Below are 12500 nucleotides of genomic sequence, written 5' to 3'. Positions count from 1 at the left end.
GATGCCCTCCTCGACTTACTGTCGTGCATCGTGTACTTCGTTATGGGCCTATTGAAAAAACACAGACGATTTTTTTAAAAAACCATCATTGAATAAACCACAGATCAATTTCAGCCAGATCACTGTCGGCCAGTGTCCCCACGGCCTGACGCAACTTGAGGCTGTTAAGAATATAATCGTAGCGCGCCCGTGCGTAATCGATGCTGACCAAAGACAGGTCACGCTCAGCATCAAGCACATTCAGGCTGGTGTACAGACCGGACATGAACCCTTCCTGTTTCGCTTCAAGGGCCAACTGGTTGGAGACAATGGATTGCTGCAACGCCTCGACCCGGCTCAATGACGTCTGCACCCCGAGATATGCGGCGCGAACCTGACGGGTGACGGTACGTTGCTGACGGGTCAATTCCTGCTCAGCGTAACTGAGCTCGTGCTGGGATTGGCGTACTCTGGAGCTGATCTCACCACCCTGATAAAGCGGAACATTCAGTTCCAATGTGATATCGAGATTTTCCACTTCGCTACCACCACCAAACAGAGAATCATCCGTATCTTCATCACTGTAACTCCCGATTAGATCAAGCGTCGGATAATGACCACCGCGTTGGCGGCTGACTTCTCGACGAGCGGCTTCAACGGCATGTTGATGAAGAACAATAGTGGGATTCTGCTCCAAACCGGATTCGGTCCAGGTGGCAACATCGGCAGGTTCCGGGCTGACAAGAGGAATAGAGGCTTGTAAATCGTTGAGATCGGTGATGGTGGTGCCGGTCACTTCGCTCAGAGCCTGCAAGGCATCGTCAAGCTGGTTTTGCGCCTCAATGGCCTTGGCCCGAATGGTAGCCAGACGCGCTTTAGCATCATGCAAATCGGTGACGGGAATCAAGCCCATCTGGTGACGGCCGCTGGCCAGTTCGTAATGTTTTTCTACGGCGGCCATTTCGGTTTCTACATAATGGAGTTGATCTCGTGCCGACAACGCATCGAGATACAAACCGGCAACCCGGGTGATCAACTCCTGCTGAGCGACAAGATACTCCGCCTCAGCCTGAAGAGATTCCACTTTGGATTTTTGATAGCCGGCAATGCTGTCCCAACGAAACAGCGGCTGAGTCAGAGTCAAGCCATAGGTGGTGGTATCGTAATCACTGGATCCAGACCCATAAACGGTATTATCACTGCTTTTGATATCCTGTGAGGTGTCCGTGTACTCGCCGAATGCGGTCAGGGTCGGCAACAATTGAGCCAGAGCCTGTCTTTGCCCCTCTTTGACGGAAAGCTGCTGATAGTAAGCGCCTTTGAGAAGCGGATCGTTTTGTTGGGCCTGGAGATAAACATCCATCAGACTTTCGGCCCGGCTCGCCTCAGGAAAGCCACCCCCGAAAAGAAAAACCGCACAGACAGAAGCGACCAAAGAAAGACGCACTTTGCCAAAGACACAAAATTCCATCACATCACCTTTAAAAAGCAGGAAGTTAATCACAGTTATAGACAGAGGCTATGCATTCAGCGACAACTGGGCGCACTACTGCTGTCAATAAACGAACAAAGTGTAACATGTCTATCGTCACATTGTGGTTACAATGATTAATAGAGATACATGTATATACGCTACCTAAAAAAGGTCAACAAGGGGAAAGAAAACGTGAGAAAAGGCTAAAAAGCAGGGATTTGGCAAGAAATTTCACAGATATACGTCGTGATAACAAAAGAATCTCCTGTTCACAAACCAGTGACATTTCCCGTCATATCAAACGAAGACTCAGACTTTGGTGACTTTCTCAATGGGTGCATCAATGCAATAGCCAAAGCCGGGAATGGTTTTAATCAGGTTGCGATCCGGCAACTTACTACGCAATCGCCACAACAGGGTCTTCAGTGACGTTTCACTGACACTGTAATCACGCCAAACCTTCGTTTTGACCTTACTGAAGGGGATAATTTCCCCCTGATGGCTGAGCAGAAAACCAAGCATCTGGCTCTCCTTGGGCGTCAACCGAATCTCCTCCGATTCCACGACCAGCTTACCGCTGGCGCAATCCACCACAAAAGGCTCACAGTCGCTACAACAAATGCGAAAAATCTGCTCCGCTTCATAAACATTGATATGTGGATCATTACCCATTGCCGTTGCCACAGTCGCCAGAATGGTCTGATCCGTGACCGGCTTGACCAGAAAACCAAACGGCTCTGTCTGTTGCGCCCGCCGCACATTGTCGCGATCACCATAAGCGGTCAGGTAAATCAGGGCAAACGGGCCAATCTCACGCATCTGAGCCGCCAGGGCAATCCCATCCCTCTCATCTTTCAAACTGATATCCATACAGACCAGAGTCGGTGTCTTTTTCTTGAACAAAGTCAATGCTTCGTTATGATCACGGGCAATGCCAACGACCTTATACCCTTCAGAGCTGAGGACATCGCAGATATAATTGGCGATCAGTAATTCATCTTCAACAATCAGAATCTTATTCACGGGTTAACTCCTTTGCATGGAAAAACTGACCTTCCAGCAGCTCCCCCGCTGACAACAGAGATCCAGCGAGCCATTGAGTTGCTGTGTCATCATTTTTACAAAGCGCATGCCGAGATTTTCTTGATAGTCTTCGACAAAACCGCAACCATCATCAGAAACCATCAACTCAACCTGCTCATTCTTTTTTTTCAGGCTGATACACACTCTGCCGCAGGAGTGATCTTGAAACGCATGCTTTAACGAATTGGTAATCAACTCCGTCGCAATCAAACCACAAGGAACCAGAACATCCATCGGCAAGACCAGTTCATCAACCTGGCAATCAATCTCAATCTGTTGCTCCGCACCGGTAAACGTCGTCAACAGGTGATGAGATAATTGCTGAAAATAGTCCCTGACATCAATGCCCATCAGGTTGTCATTCGAGCACAACAGCTCATGGACCAGAGACATGGACTGAATACGGCTTTGGCCGGCACGGAGGGCATGGCAAACGGGAGAATCGTTCTCCTCCCGTAAAATCTGGAAGCCAAGCAGACTGGCAATGACCGCCAGATTGTTTTTTACCCGATGGTGCACTTCGTTCAGCAACATCTCTTTTTCATGCAAAGAGGTCAGGAGTTTGGCCGTGCGGATTTTGACCGTCTCTTCAAGCTTTCCCTTCATCTGCTCCAAACTGAAGTTGTTCTCACGAATCTGTCGAATGAGCTGATCCTGAGCCAACTGCTTCTGCTCACGCAGCCAGTTAATCTGGTGTGCCAGGGCAAAGGAAAGAATCATTGTTTCCAGCACGGAGCCGGCCATAAAGGTGTAATTGACAAATGGATTCGGTGCCAGCACACCAAAACGGCGGATGGAAAACATGCCGACCCCGGTAATAAACAATGCAAATGCGATAAGAAAATAGCGCGATAACGCATCGGAACCAAGATAAACAGAACGAATGCCACAGATAGCAATGACCAGGAGCAATGGCAGCAGCATCGAAAACAACCACAATGAGGTCGGATGGGGTGAAAACGTGGCATACGCCAGGATGGCAAAGTTTGGAAGATGAAAACAGGCCAGTCCCCTGTCCAGACGGGGCATTTTGTTTTGCGTGCGCAGAAAATGGCGAACAAACTCAATCGACGCGGCGATAGCGATAAAGAAGGTATAAAGATTCAGCCTCAGATTCAGCCAGTCACTGCCCTGAAACAGGTATTCATGTAACAGCTCATAATAGGCAGCAACATTGAGCAGAACAGCCAGAGTAAAGAACACGTAGTAACCATAACGGCGGTCACGCAGCGACAGAAAAATAAAAAAGTTATAGAGCGCCATGGCCAGCATGATACCGACATAGCCACCGAGGAAGAAAAGCAACACCTGATCACGCCGTTCAAACTCCTTCAGTGTCATCAGTGCCGCATTGATGGTCGTGCCATCCCGGGAAAAGATGCGTAAATAGATGGTTGCCCGCCCCTCATCAAAATGAACCGGGATCAGCGAATCGCGATGGGGAAAAGGCTTGGTCCTCAACGAAGCGCCACGCCCTTTATGATAGTGCACCAGTTCACCAGCGACCCACTGATAACTGTCAATCTGATCGAGATAAGGGATGCCGAACTGAATCAGCCAGCTCTGCTGTGAAAAGTCTTTTTCATCCAAAGAGACTTTGAGCCAGATGACATCATCGGTATAGCCGAAATTGAGGAATTGTCTGGCAGGCTTGAACTGCTGGTGAGCGATCTCTGAAAAGGGAATCTTTGCCGTAGGATCACGAAACAATTCCACGTAGGAATTGATACGCTGATAGCTGGGAGCATCGGAAGAATTGGCGCTGTGATCGGCGCGACTTTCGTCAGTGCACAAGCCGACAAAAAACAGCACCGCAACCACCAACCACAACAGGTTGACGATTACAAAACGCGATTCTTTGTGCCCAACCCCGACCATAACTTCCTAATTCTGCAAACAATTCACCTCAATCACAGAGATCGACTCAGTGAACAATTCACTTTGTAATCATTCGATCATTAAAATTCAGTGGCGTATTGTAACAAAAGTGATTAAAGGCCGGAGGGTAAATTTATGTGAAAATCCCGCCAGAATGACAAAAAAGGGCCGCTGTCGCCTCTTCCCGATTAGTCTGCAGGTTGTTGCGGAAGATAATAGTGCTGCCGTTCCGAGTCGGTCAGCTGTTGGCGATAAAGCGGCAAAGCCTGTTGCGCGACACTTGGAAGATCATCACGAAACAACCCCCACACGGCAACGGAATTGTCACGAGCCCCGGTGACCAGCCATTGACTGTCCGGTGTAAAGCACAGGCTGCTGACCGTCGCGTGGACTGCAGGCACATAAAACAGCCCTCCGTCCAACAGCTGATAGACGGTCAAGGACTGCCATCCCGTTGATACGGCCAGCAAGCTCCCATCGGGACTGAAACTCAACGCATCAACAGAGTTCTGCCCTGCGAAGGTTTGCATGGCCCTGTGTTGGTCCAAAGACCAAACGACAATATCGTCCTCATCGTCAACGGTTGCCATGAGTTTCTCATTGTCACAGACAACCATCTGACGAATTGCATGCCCCTGTTGCCAAACACTCTGTTCATGCCCATCCTGCAGCGCGATCATCGCCAACTGACCTTGTTCACAGGCTGCAACGATCTGCTGACCGGAATCAACAACCACAGCATTGACAACAGATGAAGGACCTTGCCAGCGCCAGAACGGCTGCCCGGTCTCAACATTGCAGCACACCAGAGAGCCGTCAGAGCACGCGACAAACAACCTGTTGGAATCCTGAGAAAAACGGGCACTGTTGATTCGACACTCATAGGAGATGGTCTGCCGTCGCTCACCGGAATCTGTCGCAAAAATTTCCACTGAAGGCTCATTAGTCACGAAAGCAACCATGCGGCCATCAGAGCTGAATGTCGCTGATTTGACCATCAATTCGTTGTCAAAGCAGTGCTCTATTTCTGACGATTCCACAGACCACAAACACACGGAGCCATCGTTGGCAACGGTCAATAACCGGCTCGAATCAGGACTGAACACAATCAGCTCACCACGGTCAGACAAGGGGAGAACCTGCTGTTTCCCCTGTGTAACCAGCGAGGATAATCGCACCGTATTATCGTCCGAAGCGCTGGCCAGCCAGCGGCCATCATCACTGACCACAACTTGATTAACCGGGGCCTGATGGCGCCAGAAAAACTGATGTTCACGGCTTTTGAGCGACCATAACGCCGCAGTACCATCTTCAGAAGCGGTCAATAGTGAAGTCTCATCCGGCGCAAACGCCAGATCACGAATGTCACCACCATGTGTGAGAGTCATGGTCAGGGCCTGAGCCATGGACAATAATTTCACCTCACTGCCGGCGGCGCGAATGGCAACATAACGCCCTTGCCGCCCAAGGGCCACCTGACGGGCAAAGCCCATGTCGATACCGGTGTGAAACATCTCCTGACCGGTTTGAGACGACCAGAAAAACAGACCTTCCTCGTTGCCGGTGGTCACCACGGTCTGGTTGTCCGGATAAAATTGCGCAGCCATGACCGCATTGTCGTGGCGCAGCACATGCAGAGCCTCTCCACTGTCCACCGACCAGATCACGGCAGTCAGATCATGAGCCCCCGTTACCACCCGCGTTGAATCGGGGCTGAAATCGGCACAGTTAACGGGGGCCTGATGGTGGAAGACTTGACGACGCGATCCATCCTCCATCGACCACAAGGCTGCGGTCTGATCAAAGGAAGCGGTGACCACCCAGCGGCTGTCCGGGCTGAAGCGGCATTGCTGGACAAAATTATCGTGCGCAAGATGGTAGAGCACTTCGCCACTGTCCAGCGACCAGACCACCGCTTCATCGAGGGAACGCGACAACAACAGGTGACCATCGGGACTGAAATTCACCGTGGTGAAATAGCCTGCCGAGTCAAACGGCACAGGCGTACCATCCGTGATGGACCACAAACGAATTGCGCCCCCGGCAACGGTCGCCAGTGTCTGACCATCTGGACTGAACGCTACATCCACCACCCCTTTGTCATGGCTGAAACAGTCACGTTGTTCACCGGTCTGCGTCGACCACACCTTGGCCTGACCGTCTTCGCCACCGCTGACGGCCAACGTGCCATCGGGGCTGTAGGCGACGCAATTGACCACACCATCATGCGGAAACTGCATCAGTTTCTGGTTTCTGGCCACAGCGCGCCGTAATTCATGCTGATCTGTGACCGGAGGACGCTGACCACCGTATTGGCCGGGCAAGGCATACAGGCCGAGCAGCAGCGCGGTATCAAACAGGCCTTGATCGTTGGCCTGACGCGCCTGATCCATCAGAAAACGGCTCTGGCTGACCAACACCTGGTCACGCTGTTGACGTGCCTCGCGACGCTGCTGAAAAGCGGCGACACCGGCAATCACGGCGATAAGTGCCAACAGAGCGACACCGGCCAACCATTGGCGCAAACGCCGTGAACGCCTGCGTTCAAGAGCCAACTGATATTCCTTATCGCGCTGAGTGAGAACCCGCAGAGGGATGGCCAGAATCCCGGCAACGATTTTCAGCACCATCAGATCGAGCTGTTCACTGTATGCCGCCACACGCTCGGTGATGGTCGATTTGTTCAAGGATGTGGCGTGCTGCAAATGCATCCGGTACGCCTGAGGCGAGGTCCAGCCTTGGACTAACCGCCCCTCTTCCAGTACCCGGAAATCCGCGGCAATGGGCTCGGCATGCCGTTGGGTGCGCTGTCCTTCCTCGTCATATTCGTAAAGCAGCGGTTCAGGAAAGCACTCATCCTGCTCCGTCCAGCCCGCCTGGTGTTTTCCCTGATCCCAGCTGACATTGGGCTCACCATCAATGATGGCCGCCATAATGGCATCGGAGCGTCCCAGCCGTTTGAAGTAATCAATTTCATCAGCCACATAGGTGGATTGGGCGGCTCGCGGTGAACACAACACCACCAGCATCTGCGATACATCAAGAGCATTGACGATGGCACTACCCAGGTCGGCGTAGGCCGGCAACTCCTGTTCATCGCGAAACACCGGATAAATACGTGCCGGAATCTCCTCGCCACGTTGATTCAGGGTGCCGACCAGATCTTCAGGCACTTCATAGGTCTCAATGGCTTGATGCAACCAGGTGGCCCATTGACGGCCCTGTTGTGCATTGTCAGCATGACGATAGGAAATAAACGCCAGATAACGATTTTCAGCGGATTTCGACACCGGAAGCAGTTCTCCTTCAATCATCTCAGCGTTTGTCGACAAAAGCGGTGTAGGTCTGCCACTCCGGGCTTTCCACCAATTGCTTGATATTGCGGATCATGGTGTCATCTTTGCCCTTTTCCGCTTGTGACAGCCGGTCATACGGCACAAGACACGCGTGGGTCTTGCGCACCGCATCCTTACCCGTTTCGGCATAACGCCACCCATCCAGGTACAACGCAGCCATCCACCGCCGATGCTCCAGCTCCGACAGCTTTCCCAGCCAGCCGGGATCGTCGACAACCGCGTCGATCGCAGCGACTCCCCGCTGGTCATAGCCCATTTCCCGCAATTTGACGGAGAGATGATCCGCCTGCCAGCGATTGGCGTTCTTCTTTTCTTCCGACAGCTGCTGCCATGGAACCAACGACGGGTTGTCCGCAGCATCCTCGGAGAATAAAGAGTCAAGATAGGCCTGATGAATGGCGCGGGCAATTTTGTCGGCAGCATCATCCAGCAACACCTGAAAATCGCTGGCAAATCGGTAGGGATTAAAACTATGAATATTGCGCTGACTGAGGTAACGGCATTGCTTTTCCTGAAGCAGATCGGACAATCCCGACGACAGGCAGGCAACAATCGGCGCGTCAACCTGATCGAGCATACGCCGCAGGTTGAGAGCTAAGGCAATATTCAACGTTTCGTCATCCAGACAACAACACATCAGGGCCGGATTACCCAGATCACCGGCGTCCAGATCACCGACAAATTTTATCTTCTCGGGATCTTTTCTCACCAGCCGCACGGTCACACCGGGCACCAGCGTATCATCCAATGGAGAGATATCCCTGTAGGAGCTGAAAAAGTGCTCGAACGCATCCGCCTCTTTATCAATCACAGTGATTTGAACAGAAGGCCAACGCAGATAATGACCGATGCGGGCTAACTGACGAATAAGGGCCTCACCCATCCGCGTCTGGCCAACAATCACCACCTCGAGCGGCTCGCTCCCAGCAGCCGGAAGCGCGGCAAACGCGTCCGGTGGATATTTTTCCAACAGGAAACGGCTGGCCGCATCATGAACATTGAACAGCGAGGCGTAAAAGCCGTCATGAACCGCCTCAAACACCTCGTGCTGGGAAAATACCTCGAATAATGTTGCATCGTTGACGTGACAATAGCAGCGCAAATCGCTGTCACCACCGGAATTCTGTTCATCAAGCACCGTCTGCCGGGCGGCGCGGATGATCTTGACATTGCGCCGGTCATTGCCGGTCACGGCAAACAGATAACGTGCCTTACTGGCGTTGACTTCATACAGCGCCGCCGGGTCACTGGCATCGGTGTGAATGACGACCACCCCACGCGATTTGAGGCTGACCACCTCCGTATGCGCGGCATTGAGTTCGATGACCGCAACCTTATAGCCCTTATCCAGAAAAGCATCGACCAGACTCTGACCGAAATCACCAATGCCGCACACCACCACATGCCCTTCGGAATGTTGCAGGTTGATGGTCTGGTAACGTTGACGGATCTTTTCCCAATAGGCCCGGATGATCCCCAACAGAAATGCCGCATACGCAAGGCTCTTCGCCCAACGCAGCATCTGCAGTGGGTCACTGTCTGATCGGTTGAACAGATAGCTCAGGGCAGCGCCGACAAACAGCACCACGGAAAGGATGAACAACCCCTTGACAATCGGCCACGACAAACGTCGCGACCAGCGGGCAATGCGTACGGGCAGCGGCATGGAAACTTTTTTACCAGACATATCAAGTCCCTGTGGTCAAAATCAGCGGGCAATCCCGCAAGGTTAAGGTACGTCCTCAATCAGAAGAATGAAACCGCTCCCCGGCATTATCATCATCGTCCGGTGGCTTGCCGGGAAAAGGATTTCAGAAGGGCTTTGGCTTCCACAGCCACCAGATCCGGCCACTGTTCGACCATCAGGGCGATAAAGCCAGTGACATGCGGAGCCGCAAAACTGGTACCGGTCTGTTCCACATAGCCGCCACCGGAAGCCAGGGTGCGGACCCGAGTGCCAAAAGCATCACACTCGATCAGGTTGCCGGTCTTTTAGCGCAGCCCATACGGTTCGGCAATCTCGCCGCGCTCCACACTGATCACCGAGGAAAACATCGCCGGGCAGCCCATTCCCCCCAGATTACGTCGCGACACGATCAGGATGGCATCCTGTTCATAGGCCTGTTCGCAAAGCTGGAACAGCTCGGGGAAAAACCTCTCCTTCATGGTGGCGAGACTCAGGTTGATCACCTTGATGTTCTGCGCCAGCGCCCAGCGTAATCCGGCGATCAAAATATCGCCACTACAGGCGTTATATTCATTGAGTACGCGCACATTGATCAGCTCCACCTGTGGTGCCACGGCTGCAATAATGCCGGCCACGGCTGTGCCATGGCCAAAATCATCACGGGATTCCAGCGGATCAATGTCACGGCAGGCAATGGTTCGATCTGAGCCTTTATCGACCACACAGGCACGCACCACCCGCCCCTGCAGATCGGGATGGTGAGGATCAATGCCGCTGTCGATCACGGCAACCTGCACGCCCTGCCCCGTGGCCTGCTGCCGCAATGCGTCCAGTGTCAGGTGCGGAGAAATCAAAGGGATGCGTTCCATCAGGCAGACTCATCCAGCAATTGTGCCACCAGTTGTTCGACCACCGGCACCAGAGTCGGACGTTGACTGGAAAGTTGCTGCACCTGCTGCAGACAGCGCAGCAGCTGGCGATCTTGATCGCGCAAGGTCACTTTGGTCAGTGGCGACTTCCCGGTTTCCCCTCGGGCAACGAACCGTTCCACCACCTGCCGCCGCTGCTCCTGACGGACAATCGTGGCAATCAGTTCGGCGAACACCTGGTAATGGCTCATATCTTCGGGGGTGAAGTGATCGCCGCTCTGTTTGTTAACGGCACTGATGGTGCCAATCGCCTCGTCATCAACCAGCAGCGGTGCCACCAACACATTTTTAAACGTAGCCTGGGCTGCCTGCTCAACCGTGTCATGCAGCGGCGTGGCCGACTGCACTTCGCCGGTGGCAAAAGCCAGGCCATGTCGTGAATCCTGCAACGGCACTTCATAACCGACCAGCCCCTGGGCACCATCACCCAAGGCCGCCTGAAACACCAGTTTCTGTTTATCCGGGTCATACAGTGTCAATCCGGCACCACCGCCATCAACCACCGCCATGGCGCATTGCAGCGCCGTTGTCAGTAACGTGCGGTTATGGTCCGGGGTCACGCTCAAGTAGTGGATCAACGCCTGAACAACGTTATCCGAGGTGGAATCCACTGTGGAACCAGGCGCGTTATCACTATCGTCAGGCAGATTCTGCCGCAGTTGTTCAAAAGAATTTGACAGTGCCGTCAACTGGGAGGAAATCTGATCGAGAAGGGTTTTCATGTTAGAACGCTCCTACAGGTTCGGTCGCCCTGAAATCAGGACGCATCGTCAACGCCGAGTACGGTCCAAAGCGTCAGGTCAAGCAAAGTCACATCTTCGACACGGCTTTTAAGCACGCCGCCGTCAACCACATCATCCATAAAACAGAGTCCGTCCTTCGAACGCACCTGAAGATGATGCCCCTCCAGCGACGGTTCATGAACCTGAAGCCTTGCGTCCTGCCCTTGCAAAGTAAGGGTAAAACGTCCGCACTGACTGGTCAGCGTACGGGTCAGACACTGGCCGACAACATCCTCGTCCTCTTCCCCCCCGTAAGCAAGCGGCAGAGCGAATACAGGCGACGATTGCCGTTCGCCGACTATATCGGCCCAGCGCTCAAGACACTGAGGACAGGACGAAAGATGCTGCAGTTGCTCTTCGTCGGCGGCACCGTTCGCCAGGCTTTCCAGCGCCATGTCACTCAAGTGGGTATCCAGCTGCTGTCCCTCCACATCAGGGACAAAGTGGTCTTTCCAGTGCTGAAGATAGGTTGCAAGATCATGGGATTTTTTCATCAGGCACCTCTATGGGTCTCGGGGGGAAATCCCCGTTCTTCTATTCGGTTTTATCGAAGATTGCCGCTGAAAATCAATGTTCACCGATGATTTCATCCAGCGCATCCACCGGCCAGCCGTGCTTCTCAATGCAGGACTTGAGCTGTTCCTGTGATTTTTTCTGCCGCACGCGAATATTTTCTGCGGTGTAGCCAAGCGTGGCCGCAAGCTCCTTCAATTTAAGCCCCTCAAGCAACCGACCGACGACAATCAGCCGGTTCTGCGCCGAAAGCCGCTGCAGACAACGATTGATGAGCATCGCCAGCTCAAACTGCAAGGCCTGGGTTTCGGGACTGGGGCCGTCACTGGTCACCGTCACCGCGCTTGGCAGCTCATCGCCCCCCTGATCCACGCCGTCATCCACCGCTACCCGCCTCGGCAGCAGGGCTTCAACTTCACGCACCTCGTCAAGAGTCCAGTCCAGAGCTGTGGACAAATGCTGATGATCAACCTCAATCTGTTGAGTCTGCAAGGCACGGCGCGCCTCCTTGAGTTGCTTGACTCGCGACTGCACGGCCTGCGGCAAGCGCACCATGGGCAATTTCCGCAGATGGTCGATCATTTCGCCACGCACCCGCAAAGCAGCAAATGCCAGCCATGGCGTACCACTGCGTTCATCGTAACTGACGCGTGCTTCCAGCAATCCGACAACACCGTAATGACACAAATCCTCACGACTGATGCTGTGCTCAAAGCCCTGAAGGTTGTATTTGAAAAACACTTCCTGGGCAATTCTCTGAATCAGTGACGATTCCTGGGGAGAAAATCCGCTCATGGCCTCAAATGACACGACACAATC

Annotated in this window: 8 protein-coding genes and 1 pseudogene; all 9 read right to left on the bottom strand. The window is 53.1% G+C overall.

Features of this window, described 5'->3' with window-relative positions:
- Window positions 1-85: 85 nt before the first annotated feature.
- Window positions 86-1450, bottom strand: coding sequence for a TolC family outer membrane protein (locus DACE_RS13355; protein WP_006002063.1), 1365 nt, complete (start codon window positions 1448-1450; stop codon window positions 86-88).
- A gap of 312 nt (window positions 1451-1762) precedes the next feature.
- On the bottom strand, window positions 1763-2476 hold the full coding sequence (locus tag DACE_RS17530; RefSeq protein ID WP_006002062.1) for a response regulator: 714 nt from the start codon (window positions 2474-2476) through the stop codon (window positions 1763-1765).
- A gap of 3 nt (window positions 2477-2479) precedes the next feature.
- Window positions 2480-4414: a 7TM diverse intracellular signaling domain-containing protein gene (locus tag DACE_RS13345; protein ID WP_006002060.1), complete on the bottom strand. Its 1935-nt coding sequence runs from the start codon at window positions 4412-4414 to the stop codon at window positions 2480-2482.
- A gap of 188 nt (window positions 4415-4602) precedes the next feature.
- The gene (locus DACE_RS13340; RefSeq protein WP_162013611.1) at window positions 4603-7704 is read right to left on the bottom strand and encodes a toll/interleukin-1 receptor domain-containing protein; all 3102 of its coding nucleotides are present in this window, start codon (window positions 7702-7704) and stop codon (window positions 4603-4605) included.
- 25 nt (window positions 7705-7729) lie between these two features.
- Complete coding sequence (locus DACE_RS13335; RefSeq protein WP_006002058.1) at window positions 7730-9457, bottom strand: NAD-binding protein; 1728 nt, start codon at window positions 9455-9457, stop codon at window positions 7730-7732.
- A 92-nt stretch (window positions 9458-9549) separates the two neighbouring features.
- Window positions 9550-10326 (bottom strand): annotated as a pseudogene (locus tag DACE_RS13330) (S8 family serine peptidase).
- Complete coding sequence (locus DACE_RS13325; protein WP_006002055.1) at window positions 10326-11108, bottom strand: GAF domain-containing protein; 783 nt, start codon at window positions 11106-11108, stop codon at window positions 10326-10328. Before DACE_RS13325 ends, DACE_RS13330 begins: the two are co-directional and overlap by 1 nt.
- 35 nt (window positions 11109-11143) lie before the next feature.
- On the bottom strand, window positions 11144-11662 hold the full coding sequence (locus DACE_RS13320) for a hypothetical protein (RefSeq protein ID WP_006002054.1): 519 nt from the start codon (window positions 11660-11662) through the stop codon (window positions 11144-11146).
- A 73-nt stretch (window positions 11663-11735) separates the two neighbouring features.
- Complete coding sequence (locus DACE_RS13315) at window positions 11736-12491, bottom strand: sigma-70 family RNA polymerase sigma factor (protein WP_006002052.1); 756 nt, start codon at window positions 12489-12491, stop codon at window positions 11736-11738.
- Between the last annotated feature and the right edge of the window lie 9 nt (window positions 12492-12500).

It is taken from the genome of Desulfuromonas acetoxidans DSM 684, from assembly GCF_000167355.1.
GTDB lineage: Bacteria > Desulfobacterota > Desulfuromonadia > Desulfuromonadales > Desulfuromonadaceae > Desulfuromonas > Desulfuromonas acetoxidans.
The sequence above is the reverse complement of the archived record's forward strand: the minus strand, read 5'-3'. Positions and strand labels throughout refer to the sequence as shown.

Excerpts from the sequence above, each read along its gene's own strand:
- DACE_RS13355 (WP_006002063.1), bottom strand. The coding sequence starts at position 1,450 with ATGGAATTTTGTGTCTTTGGCAAAGTGCGTCTTTCTTTGGTCGCTTCT.
- DACE_RS13345 (WP_006002060.1), bottom strand. The coding sequence starts at position 4,414 with ATGGTCGGGGTTGGGCACAAAGAATCGCGTTTTGTAATCGTCAACCTG.
- DACE_RS13335 (WP_006002058.1), bottom strand. The coding sequence starts at position 9,457 with ATGTCTGGTAAAAAAGTTTCCATGCCGCTGCCCGTACGCATTGCCCGC.
- DACE_RS13325 (WP_006002055.1), bottom strand. The coding sequence starts at position 11,108 with ATGAAAACCCTTCTCGATCAGATTTCCTCCCAGTTGACGGCACTGTCA.
- DACE_RS13320 (WP_006002054.1), bottom strand. The coding sequence starts at position 11,662 with ATGAAAAAATCCCATGATCTTGCAACCTATCTTCAGCACTGGAAAGAC.